General features: G+C 69.9%; 19 protein-coding genes and 6 pseudogenes. 15 read left to right on the top strand and 10 right to left on the bottom strand.

Annotated elements, in window-relative coordinates:
- The first annotated feature begins 64 nt into the window (after positions 1-64).
- The 5 genes and pseudogenes from ACRAWC_RS25045 (at position 65) to ACRAWC_RS25065 (ending at position 4,655) form a co-directional block, all read left to right on the top strand.
- Positions 65-931 (top strand): ABC transporter substrate-binding protein, encoded by an 867-nt coding sequence (locus ACRAWC_RS25045; protein WP_431219782.1) that lies wholly within the window; start codon positions 65-67, stop codon positions 929-931.
- A 21-nt stretch (positions 932-952) separates the two neighbouring features.
- On the top strand, positions 953-1,741 hold the full coding sequence (locus tag ACRAWC_RS25050) for an amino acid ABC transporter permease (protein WP_431219783.1): 789 nt from the start codon (positions 953-955) through the stop codon (positions 1,739-1,741).
- Positions 1,738-2,506, top strand: a pseudogene (locus ACRAWC_RS25055) (amino acid ABC transporter ATP-binding protein). The gene ACRAWC_RS25050 and the pseudogene ACRAWC_RS25055 overlap by 4 nt, the downstream one beginning before the upstream one ends.
- Positions 2,503-3,519 carry a Gfo/Idh/MocA family protein gene (locus tag ACRAWC_RS25060; RefSeq protein WP_431246288.1) on the top strand — a complete coding sequence of 339 codons (1,017 nt, stop codon included), beginning with the start codon at positions 2,503-2,505 and terminating at the stop codon, positions 3,517-3,519. Before ACRAWC_RS25055 ends, ACRAWC_RS25060 begins: the two are co-directional and overlap by 4 nt.
- Before the next feature lie 5 nt (positions 3,520-3,524).
- The gene (locus ACRAWC_RS25065) at positions 3,525-4,655 is read left to right on the top strand and encodes an NAD(P)/FAD-dependent oxidoreductase (RefSeq protein WP_431246289.1); all 1,131 of its coding nucleotides are present in this window, start codon (positions 3,525-3,527) and stop codon (positions 4,653-4,655) included.
- A 13-nt stretch (positions 4,656-4,668) separates the two neighbouring features.
- Here the strand turns inward: ACRAWC_RS25065 and ACRAWC_RS25070 are convergent, their stop codons facing one another.
- The 7 genes from ACRAWC_RS25070 to ACRAWC_RS25100 all read right to left on the bottom strand — a co-directional run bounded on the left by ACRAWC_RS25070 (position 4,669) and on the right by ACRAWC_RS25100 (position 7,662).
- The gene (locus ACRAWC_RS25070; RefSeq protein ID WP_431349914.1) at positions 4,669-5,046 is read right to left on the bottom strand and encodes a hypothetical protein; all 378 of its coding nucleotides are present in this window, start codon (positions 5,044-5,046) and stop codon (positions 4,669-4,671) included.
- Positions 5,043-5,414, bottom strand: a complete 372-nt coding sequence (locus tag ACRAWC_RS25075) for a hypothetical protein (protein ID WP_431246291.1) — start codon at positions 5,412-5,414, stop codon at positions 5,043-5,045. Before ACRAWC_RS25075 ends, ACRAWC_RS25070 begins: the two co-directional genes overlap by 4 nt.
- A gap of 16 nt (positions 5,415-5,430) precedes the next feature.
- Entirely contained in the window at positions 5,431-5,787 is a 357-nt protein-coding gene (locus tag ACRAWC_RS25080; protein WP_431349915.1) for a hypothetical protein, read from the bottom strand.
- 65 nt (positions 5,788-5,852) lie between these two features.
- Positions 5,853-6,638 (bottom strand): lipase family protein, encoded by a 786-nt coding sequence (locus ACRAWC_RS25085; RefSeq protein ID WP_431349916.1) that lies wholly within the window; start codon positions 6,636-6,638, stop codon positions 5,853-5,855.
- A gap of 15 nt (positions 6,639-6,653) precedes the next feature.
- Positions 6,654-7,031, bottom strand: coding sequence for a hypothetical protein (locus ACRAWC_RS25090; RefSeq protein ID WP_431246293.1), 378 nt, complete (start codon positions 7,029-7,031; stop codon positions 6,654-6,656).
- Between the two features lie 40 nt (positions 7,032-7,071).
- A complete protein-coding gene (locus tag ACRAWC_RS25095) occupies positions 7,072-7,374 on the bottom strand; it encodes a hypothetical protein (RefSeq protein ID WP_431349917.1) in 303 nt (100 codons plus the stop codon).
- 114 nt (positions 7,375-7,488) lie between these two features.
- Positions 7,489-7,662, bottom strand: coding sequence for a hypothetical protein (locus tag ACRAWC_RS25100; protein ID WP_431246295.1), 174 nt, complete (start codon positions 7,660-7,662; stop codon positions 7,489-7,491).
- A gap of 88 nt (positions 7,663-7,750) precedes the next feature.
- On the opposite strand from ACRAWC_RS25100, the gene ACRAWC_RS25105 reads away from it, so the two are divergent.
- Positions 7,751-8,380 carry an HAD-IA family hydrolase gene (locus tag ACRAWC_RS25105; protein WP_431246296.1) on the top strand — a complete coding sequence of 210 codons (630 nt, stop codon included), beginning with the start codon at positions 7,751-7,753 and terminating at the stop codon, positions 8,378-8,380.
- Here ACRAWC_RS25105 and ACRAWC_RS25110 read toward each other — a convergent pair.
- Both ACRAWC_RS25110 and ACRAWC_RS25115 read right to left on the bottom strand, forming a co-directional pair.
- The gene (locus ACRAWC_RS25110; RefSeq protein WP_431349993.1) at positions 8,361-9,329 is read right to left on the bottom strand and encodes a glycoside hydrolase family 6 protein; all 969 of its coding nucleotides are present in this window, start codon (positions 9,327-9,329) and stop codon (positions 8,361-8,363) included. The genes ACRAWC_RS25105 and ACRAWC_RS25110 overlap by 20 nt on opposite strands.
- Positions 9,278-9,880 (bottom strand): annotated as a pseudogene (locus ACRAWC_RS25115) (glycoside hydrolase family 6 protein); the annotation flags it as partial. The gene ACRAWC_RS25110 and the pseudogene ACRAWC_RS25115, both read right to left, overlap by 52 nt.
- Positions 9,881-10,131: 251 nt before the next feature.
- Here ACRAWC_RS25115 and ACRAWC_RS25120 point away from each other — a divergent pair.
- Both ACRAWC_RS25120 and ACRAWC_RS25125 read left to right on the top strand, forming a co-directional pair.
- Positions 10,132-10,581, top strand: a complete 450-nt coding sequence (locus ACRAWC_RS25120) for a hypothetical protein (protein ID WP_431349918.1) — start codon at positions 10,132-10,134, stop codon at positions 10,579-10,581.
- 113 nt (positions 10,582-10,694) lie between these two features.
- A pseudogene (locus ACRAWC_RS25125) lies at positions 10,695-11,344 on the top strand (IclR family transcriptional regulator).
- 69 nt (positions 11,345-11,413) lie between these two features.
- On the opposite strand, the pseudogene ACRAWC_RS25130 reads toward ACRAWC_RS25125, so the two are convergent.
- A pseudogene (locus ACRAWC_RS25130) lies at positions 11,414-13,287 on the bottom strand (FAD-binding monooxygenase); the annotation flags it as partial.
- Between the two features lie 322 nt (positions 13,288-13,609).
- On the opposite strand from ACRAWC_RS25130, the gene ACRAWC_RS25135 reads away from it, so the two are divergent.
- From ACRAWC_RS25135 to ACRAWC_RS25165, 7 genes and pseudogenes are all read left to right on the top strand, one after another.
- Entirely contained in the window at positions 13,610-14,590 is a 981-nt protein-coding gene (locus ACRAWC_RS25135; protein ID WP_431349919.1) for a hypothetical protein, read from the top strand.
- Positions 14,591-15,067: 477 nt separating this feature from the next.
- Entirely contained in the window at positions 15,068-15,736 is a 669-nt protein-coding gene (locus tag ACRAWC_RS25140) for a DUF1345 domain-containing protein (protein WP_431246301.1), read from the top strand.
- A 78-nt stretch (positions 15,737-15,814) separates the two neighbouring features.
- On the top strand, positions 15,815-17,137 hold the full coding sequence (locus tag ACRAWC_RS25145) for an O-acetylhomoserine aminocarboxypropyltransferase/cysteine synthase family protein (RefSeq protein ID WP_431349920.1): 1,323 nt from the start codon (positions 15,815-15,817) through the stop codon (positions 17,135-17,137).
- A 9-nt stretch (positions 17,138-17,146) separates the two neighbouring features.
- Positions 17,147-18,498: pseudogene (locus ACRAWC_RS25150) on the top strand (NtaA/DmoA family FMN-dependent monooxygenase).
- A gap of 4 nt (positions 18,499-18,502) precedes the next feature.
- Positions 18,503-18,829 (top strand): hypothetical protein, encoded by a 327-nt coding sequence (locus tag ACRAWC_RS25155; protein ID WP_431350028.1) that lies wholly within the window; start codon positions 18,503-18,505, stop codon positions 18,827-18,829.
- Positions 18,754-19,059 (top strand): EamA family transporter, encoded by a 306-nt coding sequence (locus ACRAWC_RS25160; RefSeq protein ID WP_431349921.1) that lies wholly within the window; start codon positions 18,754-18,756, stop codon positions 19,057-19,059. The genes ACRAWC_RS25155 and ACRAWC_RS25160 overlap by 76 nt, the downstream gene beginning before the upstream one ends.
- Before the next feature lie 38 nt (positions 19,060-19,097).
- Positions 19,098-19,286: pseudogene (locus ACRAWC_RS25165) on the top strand (EamA family transporter); the annotation flags it as partial.
- Positions 19,287-19,322 lie beyond the last annotated feature (36 nt).

Genomic DNA, 19,322 nt, shown 5'->3' on the forward strand with positions numbered 1-19,322 from the left:
CAGATCGACGAGGATCGCACGCCACGTTTCTCGCCGCACCATCCCCCGACGATTGGACCCCGCAGTGAAACGACGCACTCTCCTCCGGCCGGCCGGTCTGCTGGCCGCAGCGGCCTCCGCCGCCCTCGTCCTCGCCGCCTGCAGTTCGGGCGGCGCCTCGGGCGCCTCCACCAAAGACAACCCGTACGGCCTCATCGAGGCGGGCACCGTCCGCGTCGCGAGCCTCGGCGACGCGAAGCCGTACACGTTCACCGACGCGAGCGGCGACTTCACCGGCTTCGACGTGGAGCTGTTCACCGACGTCGCCAAGCGCGCGCACCTCGGCAAGGCCGTCTTCACCGGACAGGACTTCTCGGGCCTGCTCGCCGCGGTCGCGAACCACCAGTTCGACGTCGGCGTCGCCGCCATCGGCATCACCGACGAGCGCAAGAAGACGGTCGACTTCTCGGACGGCTACCTCGCCGGCTACCTGACGGTGCTCACGACGAAGACGTCGGGCATCGACTCGAAGGCCGACCTCGCCGGCAAGCGCCTCGGCGTCGTGCAGGGCACGCTGCAGGAGTCGTACGCGGTGAAGAACTTCCCGAAGGCGAACCTCGTCCGGTTCCCGGACAACAACGCCGCCGTCTCCGCCCTCAACAGCGGCTCGGTGGATGCGCACTTCCTCGACTACGAGGCGGCGAAGAGCTACGTCGCGCAGTACCCGTCCCTCAAGGACGCCGACGACATCCCCTCGTTCGATGCGCCCGCCGGCTTCGCCATCGCCAAGGGCAACCCCGCCCTGAAGAGCGCGCTCGACAAGGCGCTGCACGCGGCGATGGAGGACGGCACCTGGAAGAAGCTCTACCAGAAGTGGTTCCCGGGCTCGCCGATGCCGAAGCAGTACCTGCCGAAGGCGGAGCAGGATTCGACCCCCACCCCGTCCAAGTAGGACGGCCGCACGGAGATCCCCATGGACTGGCTCACCACCATCACGCACACCTTCTTCGACATCCCCTCCATGCTGCAGGTCTTCCCGCAGCTGCTGGGCGTCGGACTCGTCAACACGCTGATCATCTCGATCGCGGCGACCGTCATCGGCGTCGTGCTCGGCATGGTGGTCGCCGTCATGGGGATCTCCACCTCCCGCTGGCTGCGCATCCCCGCCCGCGTCTACACGGACGTGTTCCGCGGCCTGCCGGCGATCCTCACCATCCTGCTCATCGGCCAGGGCTTCGCGCGCTTCTCGCAGTCGATCTTCGGACCGTCGCCGTATCCGCTCGGCATCCTGGCGCTGTCGCTCATCGCGGCCGCGTACATCGGCGAGATCTTCCGCGCCGGCATCCAGAGCGTCGACCGCGGTCAGCTGGAGGCGTGCCGCGCGCTCGGCCTCAGCTACGGCAAGGCGATGCGCCTGGTCGTCGTGCCGCAAGGCGTCCGCCGGGTGCTGCCCGCTCTGGTCAACCAGTTCATCGCCATCGTGAAGGACTCGAGCCTCGTGTACTTCCTCGGCCTGCTGGTGGGCGAGCGCGAGCTGTTCCGAGTGGGTCAGGATGCGGCCGTGCTGACCGGCAACCTGTCGCCGCTGGTGCTCGCCGGACTGTTCTATCTGGTCATCACCGTGCCGCTCACGCACCTCGTCAACTACTTCGACAACCGGTTCCGCACCGGGCGCCGCAAGCCGGCGCCGCCGAAGAGCGGACTGGACGAGCTGGACGAGGTCCAGCCTCCGGCCGCCCTCACCCTCGGGAGCAACACATGACCTACACCTCGCCTCTCCCCGCCCAGACCACCCCGGACTTCCGCGGCTCGGCGCTCGACCTCGTCGACCTGACGATGGCCTACGGCGACATCGACGTGCTGCGCGGCGTGTCGATCTCGGTGGCGCCGGGTAGCACGACCTGCGTCATCGGACCGTCCGGCTCGGGCAAGTCGACCATGCTGCGCGGCATCAACCGCCTCCACGAGCCGAAGAGCGGCGACGTGCGGCTCGACGGCCAGAGCATCCTGGGCACCAAGCCCGACGCGCTCCGCCGCAGGATCGGCCTGGTCTTCCAGCACTTCAACCTCTTCCCGGACCACACGGCGCTGCAGAACGTCATGCTCGCGCTGCGGAGCGTGAAGCGGATGTCGAAGGCGGAAGCGCAACGCGTCGCCGAGGAGCGGCTCCACGAAGTAGGCCTGGGGAGCGCATGGACCACCGTCCGCGCGACCTCTCCGGTGGCCAGCAGCAGCGCGTCGCGATCGCCCGCGCGCTCGCGATGGAGCCGGAGGTGATGCTCTTCGACGAGGTCACCAGCGCCCTCGACCCGGAGCTCGTCAAGGGCGTGCTCAACCTCATGGCCGATCTCGGTCGCCGGGGATGACCATGGTCGTCGTCACGCACGAGATGAACTTCGCCCGCAAGGTCGCCGACCAGGTGGTCTTCATGGACGAGGGACGCGTCGTGGAGGCCGGGCGACCGGACGACCTGTTCGACCGGCCGCAGAGCCCCCGCCTGCAGCGCTTCCTGTCGGAGGTGCTGTGAGCGCGCAGCCGCTCCGCGTCGGCCTCATCGGGTACGGCGTCGCCGGGCGGGTGTTCCACGCGCCGTTCCTCGCGGCGGATCCCGCGTTCGAGCTGACGGCGGTCGTCACGTCGCAGGCCGACCGGCTCGCCGCCGACCACCCCTCCGCGGTAGCGCTGCCCGACGTGGATGCGCTGCTCGCCACACAGGGGGTCGACCTGGTCGTCGTCGCCTCGCCGACGCCGCTGCACGTCGGCCACGCGACGGCCGCGGTGGATGCCGGGCTGCCGACGGTCGTCGACAAGCCGTTCGCGCCGGACTCCGGCTCGGGGCGTGCCCTCATCGAGCGCGCAGAGGCGGCGCGCGTGCCCTTCACGGTGTTCCAGAACCGCCGGTGGGACGGCGACTTCCTCACCCTCCGCCGCGTGGTCGGCGACGGAGCGCTCGGCGACATCCGGCGCTTCGAGTCCCGGTTCGAATGGTGGAAGCCGTCCGCCGACGACTCGTGGAAGTCCACGACAGGAGCGGCGGAGGGCGGCGGCATCCTGTTCGACCTCGGAGCTCACCTGATCGACCAGGCGCTCCTGCTGTTCGGACCCGCGGCCGTCGCCCACGCGGAGGTCCGCACCCGGCGCGGCGGTGCCGCCGACGACGACGCGTTCGTCGTGCTCGAGCACGGCAGCGGGACGACGAGCCACCTGTGGATGAGCGCCGTCGCGCCCATCTCGGGCCCGCGATTCCGCGTGCTCGGCTCACGCTCCGGATTCGTCTCGTGGGGGCTCGACCCGCAGGAGGGTCAGCTCGCGGGCGGCATGCGCCCCGGCGACGCGCGCCTCGGCCGCGCCACCTCCCCGGCACGGCTGGGCACCGACGCGCACCCGGACGAGGTGCCGCTGGCACCCGGCGACTACGCCGACTTCTACCGCCGGCTCGCGGCCTCCCTCCGGGACGGCACGCCGCTGCCGGTCGAACCGCGGGACAGCCTCGCGGTCCTCGAACTGATCGACACCATCCACACTCAGAACCGAAAGTGAGCACCATGACTGCACCATCCATCCGTTCCCGCGTCGTCGTCATCGGCGGCGGCGTGCTGGGCGTGTCCACCGCCACGCAGCTGGTCCGCGCCGGGGCCGAGGTGACGCTGCTCACCGAGGGCGAGCTGGCCGGCGGCGCGAGCGGGCGCTCGCTCTCCTGGCTGAACACCGCGGGTCTGCGCTCGCCGGAGTACCACGCCCTGCGTCAGCTCGGCATCGATCGCTACCGCACCCTCGCGGCCCGAGAGGACGTCTCGGCGTTCCTGCGCTTCGACGGCGGCCTGACCTGGGCTCCGGAGGGCGAGTCGTTCCGTCCGATCCTCGAGCACGAGCGCGCCATCGGCTACGACGCCCAGTGGGTGACCGCCGACCAGGTGGCCGACGTGACGCCCGGCGTCGACCCGGCCGCGATCGCCGAGGAGGGCGCCATCTTCAACCCGGGCGAGGGATGGGTCGACCTGCCGTCGCTCATCGCCCACCTCGCTGAGGAGTTCACCGCGCGCGGTGGCCGGCTGATCGCGGACGCCGGCCACGTCGAGGTCCTCGTGGAGGACGGCCGCGCCGTCGGTGCGGTCACGCCGGACGGTCGCCGGTTCGAGGCGGACGCGGTCCTCCTCGCGACGGGCCCGGGTGTCCCTGCGCAGGTCGCCCAGCACGGTGTCCGCATCGAGGACGGCAGCCCCGCCGCGCTGCTGGTCTGGACGAAGCCCATCGACACCGAGCTGACGGCGGTGCTGAACACGCCGAACGTCGCGGTCCGCCCGACGCCGACCGGCGCCCTGGCGCTCGACTCGGCGTGGTCGGAGGAAGCGCTCGTCGTCGGGGACGACGGCAGCATCACGGTTCCCGACGGCATCCTGGAGCGCCTGCTGGAGGAGGCGTCTCGCGTCCTCGCCGGCAACCCGGCGCTCGAGCTGGACGGCTTCGGCACCGGCGGCAAGCCCATCCCGGGCGACGGCGAGCCCGTGCTCGGCGAGCTGGAGCAGATCTCCGGCTACTTCGTCGCCTTCACGCACAGCGGTGCGACGCTGGGGCTCATCGCCGGCGAACTGCTCGCCCGCGAGATCCTCACCGGCGAGAAGTCGCCGCTGCTCGACACGTTCCGCCCCGCGCGTTTCAGCGCGGCGCTCGTGTGACGGGAGTCGCTGTCTAATCGGCGGAGGGGTCAGGTGGGATGGGCCCCTCCGCTACCTCGCGTCGCGCTGTCGCTCGAGGAAGAGCTCGCGGTTCTGTGTACTGCTGCGTCCTCAGCTCGTCGAGGTCTTCCTCGAGTCGGGCGACGGCGCGGTTCGCCTCCCAGACCTCGGCCTCGGTGATGTCCGAGACGCGGTGCAGCGCGGCGCGGAAGCCGGGATCGTCTGCCGCTCCCTCGCGCGCGGCGAGCGCGTGGAAGTCCTCCTGCATGCGGGCCATCTGCGAGCGGTAGTACGCGACGCCTTCCTCGGCCCTCTCGAGGCGGCGCCGCGCGACGACGACCGCTTGGTCCTGGGCGTCCTCCAGCTCACGGAGCGATGAGTACTCGGTCATGTGATGCTGTTCACTCCGTGGGTGTAGTCCGAATGCGACAGGATGTGGTCGACGCCCTCATCCACCTTCCCGGCGACCAGGCCGGCGAGGAGCGCGTTGTTCGCTTTGGCGCTTCCCAAAGCGAGGAGGATTTCGGCGGTGAGGGCTTCCGTCCTCACCCACGCGCCGGAGCGGACCATGGCGTTCTTGCCGTGGACCATCGGCGGAAGGAGGGCGTGCAGGAGCCCCACCGCGGCGTTGTGCACCAGCTCATCGATCGCCTCCTGCGCTCCGTGAACCAGGTCGTCGAGACCCTTGCCGATTCCCTCGATCACGCTCGCCAGGTTGTCCCAGGCCTGTTCGGCCTGGCCCCATCCGTAGTCGGACATGTCCTACTCCTTTCCCCTATCGCCCGGCGAAGATCGACGCCCACCGTGCGTCCTGCTCGACCGCGTTGCTCATGGCGGCGCCGATGCCGGCGGTCAACCTGTGCACGGTGGCGACGTGGTCGTCCACCAGGCGGTTCACCGCGGTGACCGCGTGCTCGTCGATGTTGTCCGAGACGCGCAGGCGCTCGGTGATCACACAGTTCTCGATATCCGTCGCCGTGATGTAAGGAATCCCGGAGACGGCGCGACAGGCATCGTCGAGGCTGACCTGCAGCTGCGGGACCAGGGAGCTGTTCACCGACTTCACCTGCGTCAGCAGATCGGACGTGCTGAAGATCGAGGACGCCAGGGAGGCCGCCGCGAGCGTATCCATCGCGACGAGCATCGCCGACACGGACCTACCGACCGACTCGCCGACCAACGGATTCCGCAGCACCGTCATGGCTCCGGAGACGCCCGCCGCGACGGCCGTGCGGTACGCCGGTGGCACCCCTGCAGCAGGTTCTCGGTGATCTCCAGCCTGCTCCGCCCGGTCTTCGTGATGTCCGTGATCCGGCCGTCCGTGAAATGGAATCCGGTATCCAGGTTGTGATACTGAAGCGGGTCCTGCCCCGGCAGTCCGTGCACGAAGATGGCCGTGCCCGACGTGTTGCCGCGCGAATTGCCGATCGGGTCCCACTCGTTTACGAAGTTGCGGAAGGGGTTCCTGCCGGCGGCGATCTCCTTCGTCAGCCACTCGCGCTGCTCCGGGGACATCGCATCCCACGGGTCGGGGGAGTTGAAGGTCGTCGAGGACCAGTGGAGATCGGAGGCGACGAGCGTGGCTACGTGGCCCCCCAGGGAATGTCCGACCGTGTCGAAGGTGGCCTCGGGGTGCTTCGCGAGCACGCGCGATCGAACCTTCTTCGCATACTCCTTGGCCTCGGCCGCCTGCGTCCCCCGACAGACTTGCCGGCCATGACCTCCTGCGAGTCTGCGTTCAGATCGGCGTGGTCGGCGGGATTGGTCCCCGCGAAGGCGACGAAGACGTGCCCGTAGTCGGGTTCGCCGTTGACCAGCGGCGCCACCGCGATGCCCTGCAGACCCGTGACCGGATCGCTGACGGGGCAGGGTCGTTGAGGATGATGAAGCGCGGGTTTCCGGGTGGGAATCTGTGGTTCTCTTTCCAGGGCAATTTCCGCCACTTGGGGTCGACGTTGTAGGCCGCCTGTGCGATCTCCGCATAATCCTCGTCGGTGGTCAACTCAGCACCTCGGAGCTGCCGTCGCTGTAGACAACGGTGACACTGTGGGGCGGCGGTGCGCCGGGAGCGATTGTCGGCAGCGCATCGCCTCCAGACAGAAACGTCCCGAGGATCTCCTCATAACGCTTGCCGTCCACCGTGACATACGCGCTCGCTCCCCAAGCGCCGCTGCCGTCGACGTGGCCCTCGTCCGCGAACGTGATTGCTTCAATTTGCGGGTTTGGATAGTCCTGCACGAACTGCAGCGCGACCCTACGCTGGTTGGCCAGGTTCCTTTCGGTCGATAGCTGCTTGTTCACCATTCCTCCGTAGAGCGAGCAGGCGGTCGTGCCCGCTGTCGTTGCCGCGATGAGCGCGAGGGCCGCGAGCATCATTGTGATCTTCCGAGTACGAGGCGTCCCGGCGCCCTGGCCGTCACTCGAGCACCTCGGATGTGCCATCGCTGTAGATCACGGTTACGGATGGCGGGGTCGAGTGCGGGGCCACCGGGGGCAGCCCGTCTCCGCTTGATACCAGCGTGTCCAGTAATTCGTGGTATTCCTTCCCCGCGACCGTTACGACGGCGCTGGCCCCCCAGGCGCCGCTACCATCGATATGGCCCTCGTTGACGAACCGGATGGTTTCGAGGTCCGGATTCGGGTACCCCCGAATCAGATCCAGCGCGACCTTCCGCTGATTAGCCAGATTTCCCTCGGTCGATAGCTGCTTGTTCACCATTCCTCCGTAGGGCGAGCAGGCGGTCAGGCCCGCTGTCGTTGCCGCGATGAGCGCGAGGGCCGTGAGCAACGACGCGAGGCCTCGGCACATGATGGCGGCTCCCCATACTGGCCGTCATTCGAGCACCTCCAGCTGAACCGCGACCTTCCGCTGGTTCGCCGAGTTCCCCTCCGTCGACAGCTGCTGGTTCACGAGCGCCGAGCACGCAGACAGCGCCACCTCGCTCGTCGCGAGAACCGCGACGAGCGCCGGAGTCGCCGCGCTGCGCGGCCACCGCTCGGGATTCAAGTGCACAACTATCCATTCATATGTGAATACCAGTCCGCCTAGACTACCCGGTCTAGTCGCCGCCGCGCCGGTCTCCTAAGCTCGGAGGGTGGATGAGATCGCAGCAGCCGGGTTCCTGTTCGACATGGACGGCACGCTCGTCGACTCGACCGCGGTCGTCGAGCAGGTGTGGACGGCGTTCTGCGAGCGGCACGGCATCGATCCGGCCGCGATGCTCGCCTTCGCGCACGGACGACAGGCTGCCGACACCATCGCGCACTTCCTCCCCGACCTGAGCGAGGGCGAGCGCGCGGAGTTGCTCCGCGAGTTGGTCGCGGAGGAGCTGACGCGCACCGACGGCATCGTCGAGGTGCCCGGTGCGGCCGCGCTGGTTTCGCGGCTGGTGGCGGATGGCGCGTCGGTCGCAGTGGTGACCAGCGCACCCCGGGAGCTCGCCATCACCCGCTTGCGCGCCGCAGGCGTTCCGGTACCCGAGGTCCTCGTCGCGGCCGAGGATGTCGAGCGCGGCAAGCCCGATCCGCAGGCCTACCTCCTCGCTGCCGAGCGACTCGGGGTGCCCATCTCCGAGTGCGTCGTGTTCGAGGACGCGGAGGCGGGTCTCGCCGCCGGGATCGCCTCTGGTGCGCGTGTGATCGTGGTCGGGGGCCACGAGTCGGCGATCACGGCCGAACTGCCGCGGCTCGCGCACTACACCGACTTCACGACGATCTCCGCCTGACCGACGGGTCGGCTTCGGCGGTCAGCGCGCGGTGAGGCCGCTGCCCTGCCCGCAGATGGTGGTGCGCACCCAGCCCTCCGCGTCCGCCGGCGCCAGCTCGCCGGAGCGCACCAGGCGCACGAAGTCGAGCGCGTGGTCGGTGAGGCGTCCGTCGGCGGTATCGGGCGCATCCCGGCCCACGTGGATGGAGAGCCAGCGCGTCGCGGGCGCGCCGATCCGCGCCGCGACGGCCACGATGCCGGCGAAGTGCCGAGCCTGACCGTCGGTGCCGTCGTCGACGTGGCGGCGGAAGCCCCGGCCGCGGATCCGGTTCGATCCGCCGCGGCCGGCATCGACCGGCCAGAGCGGACCGCGCCGCACGCCGGCCGCCTCGTGCCCGAGCCGCCGGAGGAACTCGCCCGGAGTCGACGTCCGGGCCGCGACCCGCGAGCACGCCTCCGCGAGCCGGCTGCAGGCGTCCGCGGTCACCCTTTCCGCCCGTCGACCAGCGCCTCGGCCCCCGCCTGCCACCACACCCGCGGCAGGGCCGCCGTTGCAGGTGCCGTCGCTGACGCCCGGGTGCTTCACCCAGAGCAGCGCATCCAGCTTGCCTTCCGTGCCCTCCGTCACCTTCGGGTCCTCGCCGAGGTTTCGCGCCGGGAGGGTTGCACCAGGTGCCGGTCCAGCCGTTGGCGTTGCGGGAGACGTCGATGACGTAGTGCTTCCAGCCCACCTTCGACGACAGGCGCCCGGCGTAGTCGCGCTCACGCGAGGTCGTGTCGAAGTTGGAGACGTTCGTGAAGAAGCCGTGCGCTCCCTGCACTCCGGCCTTCTCCAGCCAGGCCGCCTGGGCCGAGGGGAGAGCCAGCGCGCGTTGCCGCCGTCGAGATAGGTCGCGATGCCCGCCCCCTCGAGGATGCCGACCGAGGCCTTGAGCAGGGGCAGTCGTACCTCGGCGGATCCGTCGCACTTCTTGTCGGCGAGCATCCCCAGCGAGTCGGGCTCGAGCAGCACCACCGCGTGGCTGCCGCGGAGAGTGGATGCGATGGTGCGCATCCACGGCAGGTACTGGTCCGGCGCGAGGCCGCCCTTCGAGTAGCCGCCGCAGTCGCGGTTCGGGATGGCGTACGCCACGAACACCGGTGTCGCCTGCTGTGCGCGAGCGTCGGCGACGTCGTTGCGCAATTCGGTCACCAGGCGGTCACCCTGGAACCACTCGCCGAGCCAGACCGCGGTAGGGATGTCGGCGATCCGCCCGGCGATGAGGGAGGAGGCCGTGTCGCCCTGCTGCTCGAATCGGGCGGCCGCGGCGGCGGCCTCGGTGTTCGGGTCGAGGTACAGCCGGGTGGATGCGAACGCCCGCGACGCATCACCGGTCGGGGTCGCGGTCGTACTCGTGGACGGCGTCGGTGACGGCGCGGCGGCCGGCGCAGCCCCGCGGCGCGCGAGTCCGAGGGCCGCCGCACCGGCGACGATCGCCACGGCCAGCACGACGGAGGTGACGATGATCGGCTTGCGCATCCGCTCCCTTCCCGCACGGCGCCGGAAAGCACACCCTAACAGCGCGATGTGCACGGCCCGCGTGTCGCCCCGAAATGGGGGACAGCCGCTTGTCCTCCAAATGACCCCACAGAACGGTCTTTCTGGCTATGCTCGCGGTTGTCACACCCCGAGTTACTCCCTTGAGCCCTGCAGGACGGACCCGAAACCCGTTCCGCAGGAAGACCCAGAACGCTGCAAAGGACGTATCGTGCACACCTCTTCCTACAACCATGCCCACGACCGGGCCCAGCTGCTCGCCCGCCGTCACGAGCGCGACCTGCACTGGGCGAAGGCAGCGCCGTCGCCAGCAGGAGCGCGCCGCCGCCGAAGCGCGCGCCCTGCTCGCCGCGCATCCGCTCCGCCTCGCTCGCCCGACCCTCTGGACCGCGGGCGCTTCGCTCGCCGTCGTCGCCGGCGGCTGGCTCCTGGCCGTCGGTGCGGTGACGCCCGCCTGGTCGGCCGTCGTCGACGGTGTCGCGATGGCGCTGGCCGTCGCCGTGCTCGTCGGGGCGACCGTCGCGATCGGCCGCCTGCAGTCCCGGCGCGCGGCCGCCCGGGTGCTTCTGCGCTCGCGAGAGGCGCGCCTGTCGCACACGCAGTTCCACATCCAGGAGAGCGTCCACTCGTTCATCGACGCGCGGGTGGATGTGGTCAACACGCGGGAGACCCTGTCCGCCTGACGCCTTCGGCGCCGCCGCCCGCCAGGGTTTCTATAATCGAACACATGCCCCGCTCCGACGACGGCGCCGGAACCGGCGCGCCCCCGCTGCAGACGCTGTCGCGCGGCATCCGGATGCTGGAACTGCTCGCCGAGGCCGGTGAACCGCTGACCATCCAGGCCATCGCGTCGCGCCTGGGCCTGCACCGGTCGATCGCCTACCGCATCCTGCGCACTTCGAGGATCACGGGCTGGTGGTGCGGGACGCTTCAGGCGCCGTCGAGCTCGGCCCGCGCATGGCGTCGCTCGCCCGCGCCGTGTCCCGCGACCTGCAGGTCAGCCGCGCTGCCGCAGCTGACCGCTGTCGCGAACGAGCTGACGATGACGGCGTTCCTCGCGGTGCTCGACCGCCACGACGTCGTGACGCTCGTGACCGTCGAGCCGTCGCACGCGCATGCCACGGTCGCCCAGCGGCCGGGCACGCGGCATCCGCTCGCGTCGGGGGCTCTCCGGTATCGCGATCCAGTCGACGCTGACCGAAGCGCAGTGGCGCGCACTGCCCGGGAGCACGCGAGCGCGACAGGCCTACTCGCCCGCGAACGCGCCGCGACGGAGGCCACGACGGGTCATCGCCGGGCTGGCGTCGATCGCCGTCCCGGTGTCCGCGCCGGGTCGGCCCGTCGCGGCGCTCGCCGTGGTCTGCGTCTGCGAACGGCGTCGACGCTGCAGCGATCGGCGCGCGGCTTCGGGCCGCGGCGGACGCCGTCGAGGCGGAGCTGCGCTGACCAGGCGCCCCACCCCCGTCCCCCACACCCTCGATGAGGATGCTGCCGGACGCTAGCGGTCAGCGCCTCCGCCCGCAGGATGGGCCGGAAGAAGGCCGCCAGCTCGTCCGTGGCGGTGAGCGGCAGCACGTTCGCGACGTACTGGTCGGGTCGCACGACGACGATCGCGCCGCCGCGGTCGATACCGCGCTCGGCGAAGATGTCGTCGACCGGGCTGGCGGCGTAGACCTTCTCGTAGTCGATGAGGCCGAACGGTCCCACGTGGGGAGGAACAGTCGCGGCACGACGCCGAGGTCCACCCGTGTGTGGTCCTGCTGGTAGATCACCTTCACGTCGAACCAGGCGTCGGGGTCGGCGCCCTCCGGGGTCGCGGCGAGTGGCGACTCGGGCGAGGACGACATCCACTCGGCCAGCTCGGCGACCGGCGAGTTATCTCCCGCGGCCGCCGCGTCGGCGAACACGTAGATGCGCCACCGTCCGTCGGCGCGCGCATGATGTCCCAAGTGCACCGGGTTGCCGTCGCACACGCGCTCGACCGGGGCCGACTTGAACCGCTTCCCGGTCGGGAACCCGGATGCCAGCTCCTGATGGGATGCCTCGCCGACGATGAGCGACGGCGTGTACTGCGTCATGAACCCGGCGGGGAACTCGGCGGTGCGCACGTAGAAGTCCTCGAGCTCGGAGGGGCTGGCGAACTCCTCCGGCTTCTTCGCCATCAGGGTCGACCACTGCTTGTCGAAGTCGATGAGATCCTTGGCGACCACCTGACGCTCGGCCGAGTAGGTGGCGAGCAGCGACTCCGGAGCACGGCCGTCGAGCACGTGGCCGAGCTTCCAGCCGATGTTGAAGCCGTCCTGCATCGAGACGTTCATGCCCTGGCCGGCCTTCGCGCTGTGCGTGTGGCAGGCGTCGCCGGTGATGAACACGCGCGGGGTGCGCATCCCGAGCTCCTCCGGCAGCACGTCGTCGAAGCGGTCGGTGAGCCGGTGACCGACCTCGTAGACGCTGTGCCAAGCGACGTTCCGCACGTCCAGCGTGTACGGGTGCAGGATGTCGTTCGCCTTGGCGATGATCTGCTCGATGGTGGTGGAGCGCACCGCACCCTTGTCGTCGGGCGCGACCTCGCCGAGGTCGACGTACATCCGGAACAGGAAGCCGCCCTCGCGCGGGATGAGCAGGATGTTCCCCGCCTCCGATTGGATGGAGCACTTGGTGCGGATGTCCGGGAAGTCGGTCACGGCCAGTGCGTCCATGACACCCCAGGCGTGGTTGGCCTGGTCGCCGGCGAGGTGGCAGCCGATCGACTCGCGGACCTTGCTGCGGGCGCCGTCGGCGCCGACGACGTACTTCGCGTGGATGACGCGCTCGGCTCCTTCGTCCGGCCCGGCCGTGCGGCGCAGGGTGACGGCCACGGGATGCTCGCCGTCGCCGACCTGCAGCCGTACGAACTCGTACCCGTAGTCGGGCGTCAGCCGCGCGGGCGCATTCGCGGCGACCTCGGCGAAGTAGTCGAGCACGCGCGCCTGGTTGACGATGAGGTGCGGGAACTCGCTGACCCCGGTCGGGTCGTCGACGGGGCGCGCGGTGCGGACGATGCGCGACGGGTCGGCCGGGTCCGGCTTCCAGAAGGCCATCTCCGTGATCCGGTACGCCTCGGCGATGATCCGCTCGGCGAATCCGAACGCCTGGAACGTCTCGACGCTGCGGGCCTGGATGCCGTCCGCCTGCCCGATGGCGAGCCGGCCGGGGCGGCGCTCGACGAGCCGCGTGACGATCCCGGGGAACTGGGCGAGCTGCGCCGCTGCGATCATGCCGGCGGGGCCGGAGCCGACGATGAGCACGTCGGCCTCGTCGGGGAGCTCGTCCGGGCGGTCTATTCCGGCTCCGGAGGGCTCATGGATGCGCGGGTCGCCGGAGACGTATCCGTGGTGGTGGAACTGCACGGGATCCTCACTTCGTCGTAAGTCAATGCTGTTCGATATCAGAACGCTACGTTCGGATATCGATGCTGGGAGTGTACCAGTTGGTTCTTGCGGAGACCTCTCGCTCCACGTTGCCTCCCTGTCGGCGACTCGAGCTCGCTGGGGCGTTTGGAAGAACCTGCTCGGATCCGCGTCATATTCGGGTGGCCTCGAAGTCTGAATCAGTAGAGGGCGCCGCCCTTGTGTGTGGAGCACGACCGTCAGTGTGGACTGCGGCCGTTCCGGCCTGTCGGGTGACGGACATCTGTCCACTTCGTTCGTCGTTGAACGGAAGGAGACCTTCGTGAAGAGATCTCGAGTTTTGATGTCGGCTGCAAATCTGGCAGGAGTCTGCATCGTTGGGGCTAGCCTGACCGGGGTCGCTGCGCCGGACGCGGAGGAACTCAACGCAGTGGATGCGGTGGCCGCGATCCAAGGCGTCGTGCCGGAGTCGTTCTCCGGCCTTGCAACGGTGAGTCGCGACAGCGACGCCGCCGCGGCGGCAACTTTTGAGGGCGGCAGGGTGGACGTCCCGGTCGACCCTGCCCACGGCCTCTCGCTCGGAGACTCGGTTCAGATCGGGTTGCCGTTTGCCCAGCAGGCGTCCGACGCAACGGGTTCTCAGCTTCCGGGCGTGGTGGCGTACGACAACAAGAACGGCTCGACCACCGTCCCGCTCATCAAGGCGGATGGTGCCGTGCAGATCAACACCGTGATCGACAACGCGAGCGCTCCAAATCGGTACGACTACCCGATCGACGTGCCCGATGGAGCATCACTCACCCAAGACGTGAACGGTACTGTTGCGGTGGTCGCTGCGGACGGCGCGCCGCTGCGCGTCTTCGGGGAGGCATGGGCGAAGGATGCCAGAGGCCAAGCCGTGCCGACACACTACGAAGTGCGCGGTAACACGCTCACGCAGGCCGTCGACTTCACGGAGCACACTGCCTTCCCCGTCGTCGCTGATCCGACGACGACTGGGGTGTACTCGTACAACTGCGTGAACGCGAACGGCAGCAGCTATTTCATGAGGCCAAACGAGAACCTGACGAACTGCAAGGGGAGCTACCTCCAGAAGTACATCAACGGCCGCATGGTTCAGTCGCTCAGCCTCGTCTACCGTGGCGGTGCAACCGCAAAGGTCACCTGGAAGAGCGGATGCATCCTTGCGCTGGGTGGAGCGGCGGTCGCACTGGTGTGGTTCCCGCCTGCCGGCGTCACAGCCTGGGTCGTGACCAGTGCATTTGCGGCGGCGGGGATCTCCCAGAGTTGCAAAGGCTTCTGATGTCGGTGCGGCCTCGGCACTTCGCCTACTTCGCCACAATGGCTCTCGTAGTGGGGGGCACGCTGCTAGGTGCCTCGCTCCTCCCGCCGCCGTGGGGCGGGATGGCGCTGACGGTGGGGTCGCTTCTGTGCGCTGCCGTCGATCGAGTGTGGAGTGGCGTCAGAGGTCCAGTCTTTCCGCCACCGCTGACCGCCGCAGTTCGGGTATATCTCGCGATCTTGGCGGTCGTCCTGCTGTCCACGGTGCTGATGGTCACGGTGCTCGCTCCCGGTAGCGGTTCGCCGACGTGGACCTTCTCCACAATCGCCATGCTCACTGTCCTCGCCGGGAGCTGGGTCCCGACAAGGAGGCCCCGGTGGAGCCCGCCACCGAGTGGCGAGGGCTAGACACAGCCACGGGCTGCATTGAGCCGCGTGACGATGCAGCGGAACCGGCAGCGCATCGTCACGAATCCGCCGGCTGCGCGTCCTCACTGACGTGACCTCTCCCGACAATGCTCCCCACCGTGGCTGGGTCCGTGCCGGCTTCGCGGCGAACCTGCTCGTGCAGGGCTGTCTGACGATCGTCGGCGTGTGGGTGGTCCTCTCGCCCGGCCTCGAGAGTTCGATCAGCCTCCTGACGACCTGGTGCCTGATCGCGACCGTGTACCTCATCGGCGTCTGGGTCGTCCTCGCGGTGAACTCCCGGCGGGCACGACCGGCTCCGGCCGCGGGATCCCTGCTCTACACCGATTGGACGGCGCGATCCGTCGTCGCCGCATCCACCCTTTTCGCCAGCCTCACCGGGATCGTCTCGGCGATCCAAGTGCGTGTCGTCCACGACGATGCCCTGCTCGATCTCTTCGCCGACGTGGTCGGCACCTGCGCCATGCTGCTGTCCTGGGGGCTGCTGCACTGGGGCTACGCGCAGTTGTACCACCGGAGGAGTCAACACTCGCCAGAGCCCGTGATCGCGTTTCCCGGAACCGGGAGCCCGAGGCTCAGCGACTTCGTGTACTTCGCCTTCACCATCGGCACGTCCTTCGCTGCCTCTGACACCGAGATCCTCTCGCCGCGGCTGCGCTGGGCGGTGGCCAAGCACTCCATCCTGAGCTTCTTCTACAACGGGGCCATCATCGTCGTCGCGCTCAACGTCCTGACGCACTGACGCCCTCCCACGGCGGCCGGGCCGTAGCTTTCCGCAACAGAAGGGTGCCGCCGGGATGCGGTGCCGCACCATAGGGAGATGCCGGAGTTCACCACAGCCCAGGTCCACGCGGGAGAGTCCCGCGACGCCGCCCACGGCGCCCGGGTCACGCCCATCTACCTGACCGCAGGGTTCGAGTTCGACAGCTTCGCCCAGGCGGAGGGACGCTTCGGCGGCGACGAGGCGGGCTACACGTACAGCCGGTCGGGCAACCCCACGACGGCGGCGCTGGAGCGGCGGGTCGCCGCCCTCGAGGGCGGACGCGAGGCGATCGCCGTCGGCAGCGGCCAGGCCGCGCTCACGGTCGCCGTTCTCGGCCTCGTGCAGGCGGGCGACCACATCCTCTCGGCGCAGAGCATCTGCTCGGGCACGCGGGGACTGTTCGAGAACGGACTGCGGCGGCTCGGCATCCAGATCGAGTTCGTCGACGACCCCACCGATGCGGACGAGTGGCGACGGCGCATCCGTCCGAACACCCGGGTGCTGTTCGGCGAGTCGATCGCCAACCCGGGCAACGAGGTGCTCGACATCGAGGCCGTCGCGGCCGTCGCGCACGACAACGGCATCCCGCTGATCGTCGACAACACGCTGGCCACGCCGTACCTGCTCCGGCCGGGTGCGCACGGCGCGGACATCGTCGTCCACTCGGCGAGCAAGTACCTCGGCGGACATGGGTCCACGCTCGGCGGTGTCGTGGTCGACCAGGGGACCTACGACTGGGCGTCCTCACCCTTCACGCACCTCACCGGGCCCGACGAATGGCTCGAGGGCTCCAGCTACGTGGCGGAGCACGGCGCCGCCGCCTACACCGCCTTCGCCCGCTCCGTCGTGGCCTCCCTGTTCGGACCGGTGCTGTCGCCGATGAATGCGTTCCTCATCCAGCAGGGCATCGAAACGCTCTCGCTGCGGGTGCAGCGGCAGTCCGACACGGCGCTCGCCGTGGCCCGCTGGCTGCAGGAGCAGCCCGAGGTCGTGCGCGTCGACTACGCGGGCCTGCCCTCCCATCCCGCGTACGAGCTGGCGTCGCATTACCTGCCGAAGGGTCAGGGCGCGGTGCTCGGGTTCGCCCTCGCCGGGGGCGCTGCCGCGGCCGAGCGCTTCTACGACTCGGTCGACCTGTTCAGCCGGATGACCCACATCGGCGACGTGCGGTCGCTCATCCTGCACCCCGCATCCACCACCCACGCTCACCTGCACGACGACGTGCGTGAGGAGACGGGAATCGGCGGCGGGCTGCTGCGCCTGTCGATCGGGCTCGAGGATGCGGAGGACCTGATCGCGGATCTGGCGCGCGGCCTGGCAGCAGTGAGGGCGGCGGATGCGGTCCTGACCGAGGCGGTCGTCGCGGCGGCCGGACGGTAGGAGGAGAGCATGGCACGACTGCAGCACTTCGGCTGGTTCTTCAGCCGCGGCTTCGGCCCGCAAGGGTGGGGTCACCCCTACTGGGAGTGGGGCTACGACTGGACGCGTCCCGACCTGTACCAGCAGTCGGCGCGCGAACTGGAGCAGGCCGGCCTAGACCTGGTCATCATCGAGGATGCGCTGTCGCTCGGCTTCCCGGACACCGTTGACCTGCGCGTGCGCGAGGCTTACGGCGGCCCGAAGCACGACCCGCTCATCCTCTCGCCGTACCTGCTCGACGCCACCCGGCACCTCGGCGTCGCGCCGACGATCAACGCCGGGGCGTATCCGCCGTACGTCGCGGCGCGGCAGTTCGCGAGCCTCCACCACCTGAGCGGTCACCGTCTCGGCGTGAACGTCGTCACCGACGTCGGAAGCGCGCGGCACCTGGGCCTTCCCGCTCTGTCGCACGACGCCGCCTATGACCGAGCCGAGGAGTGGCCGACCGTCGTCCGCCGGCTGTGGCACAGCTGGGACGACGGGGCGTTGGTGCAGGATGCCGCGACGCGGCACTTCGCCGACGGCTCGAAGATCCGGCCATTCCAGCACGAGGGCGAGTACTTCGCGGTCGCCGGGCCGCTCAACGCGGTGCCGTTCAGCGCGGGCGACCCGGCGATCGTCTCCCGGGCGGCTCGCCGCGCGGCATCGCCTTCGCCGGCGCCCACTCGGAGGTGCAGCTCGCGCTGGCGCCGCTGGACGCGCAGAGCATCCGCGACTACCGGACCAAGGTGCGCGCGGCCGCGGCGGCCGCTGGCCGGAACCCGGACTCCATCAAGGTGCTGTTCGTCTTCAAGCCGGAGGTCGTCCCCAGCGACGAGGAGGCGCGGCGCGTCGTCGAGGCGTCGAAGCATCCGACCGACGAGGAGCTGTACCGCGCGCTGGCCGGCCAGTCGAGCGACCTCGAGACCGACCTGACCGTGCTCTCGCTGGACGAGCCGTTCGACGTCACGATCTTCGGCGACCACGTCTCGCAGGGCAGCATCAAGGGGCTCTTCGGCAAGCAGGGCGTCCGCGAGGGCGTCACGCTGCGCGAGCTGATCGCGCCGAAGGTGGTCAAGGGGCGCATCGCCGACCGCGCCGGCTTCGTCGGCACGGCCGAGCAGATCGCCGACTTCATCGAGGAGATCGGGGAGGAGGCCGACAACGACGGCGTCATCTTCTCCGGCGACCTGCACCCGGTGACGCTGCACCGCTACCTCGACGAGCTGGTGCCGGTGCTGCGGCGCCGTGGCATCCTGCGCACCGAGTACGGCAACGGCGGCATCCGGGGCAACCTGGTCGGACTTCTGAACGCGGTGGCGCGCTGGCGCGGTGGGCGGTGAAACGGTGAGCCGCCAGGCGGTCGGGCTGGCGGTCGTGCTGGCCGCCCAGCTGTCGTTCAGCTCGAGCAGCATCCTGCTGAAGCCCCTGCTGGATGCGGGATGGTCGCCGGCCGCGGCCGTCGGTGTGCGCGTCGCGCTCGGCGGCCTCATCCTCGCCGTGCCGGCCCTCATCTCCTTGCGCGGCGACCTGCGGCCGCTGCTCGGAGCGGGCGTCTCGTCCTCGGGTACGCCCTCGTCGCCGTCGCGGGGACGCAGGTGCTCTACTTCGCGGCGGTGCAGCGGCTGCCGGTCGCGGTCGCGCTGCTCATCCAGTACTCCGCGCCCGTGCTGATCGTCGTGCTCGGCTGGCTGCAGGGCACGCCCGTCCGCCTCGTCGTCGTCGCGGGAGCCGCCGCGAGCGTGCTGGGCGTGGTTCTCGTCGTCGACCCCTTCGGCGGAGGCGGCAACGGCGCGATGGATGCGGTGGGCGTCGCCCTGGCGCTGGCGGCGGCCGTCTGCCTGGCCGGTTACTACCTGATCTCCGCCGTGCCGACGCCGGGGTCCCTCCGCTCGCGCTGGTGAGCGCGGGGCTGCTCGTCGGCGCCGTCGCCACCGCCGCGGTGGGGCTGACCGGGTTGCTGCCTCTGTCGGTGTCGGTCGAGCCCGTCCGTCTCGGCGACGCGACGCTGCCGTGGTGGGGGCCGATGCTCTTCGTGGCAGTGGTCGCGACCGCGCTGGCGTACTCGCTCAGCCTGGCGGGTTCGCGCCGGCTCGGGTCGAGGCTCGCGTCCTTCGCCGGGCTGATGGAGGTGGTCTTCGCGACCCTGCTGGCGTGGTTGCTGCTC

It is taken from the genome of Leifsonia sp. L25 (assembly GCF_050632895.1).

What these genes read in the sequence shown, in the direction of transcription:
- ACRAWC_RS25145 (WP_431349920.1), top strand. Translation starts at nt 15,815, where the DNA reads ATGCCGGAGTTCACCACAGCCCAGGTCCACGCGGGAGAGTCCCGCGAC.
- ACRAWC_RS25120 (WP_431349918.1), top strand. Translation starts at nt 10,132, where the DNA reads ATGCCCACGACCGGGCCCAGCTGCTCGCCCGCCGTCACGAGCGCGACC.
- ACRAWC_RS25085 (WP_431349916.1), bottom strand. Translation starts at nt 6,638, where the DNA reads ATGCGGAGATCGCACAGGCGGCCTACAACGTCGACCCCAAGTGGCGGA.
- ACRAWC_RS25095 (WP_431349917.1), bottom strand. Translation starts at nt 7,374, where the DNA reads ATGGTGAACAAGCAGCTATCGACCGAGGGAAATCTGGCTAATCAGCGG.
- ACRAWC_RS25080 (WP_431349915.1), bottom strand. Translation starts at nt 5,787, where the DNA reads ATGGATACGCTCGCGGCGGCCTCCCTGGCGTCCTCGATCTTCAGCACG.
- ACRAWC_RS25075 (WP_431246291.1), bottom strand. Translation starts at nt 5,414, where the DNA reads ATGTCCGACTACGGATGGGGCCAGGCCGAACAGGCCTGGGACAACCTG.
- ACRAWC_RS25050 (WP_431219783.1), top strand. Translation starts at nt 953, where the DNA reads ATGGACTGGCTCACCACCATCACGCACACCTTCTTCGACATCCCCTCC.
- ACRAWC_RS25070 (WP_431349914.1), bottom strand. Translation starts at nt 5,046, where the DNA reads ATGACCGAGTACTCATCGCTCCGTGAGCTGGAGGACGCCCAGGACCAA.
- ACRAWC_RS25090 (WP_431246293.1), bottom strand. Translation starts at nt 7,031, where the DNA reads ATGATGCTCGCGGCCCTCGCGCTCATCGCGGCAACGACAGCGGGCACG.
- ACRAWC_RS25065 (WP_431246289.1), top strand. Translation starts at nt 3,525, where the DNA reads ATGACTGCACCATCCATCCGTTCCCGCGTCGTCGTCATCGGCGGCGGC.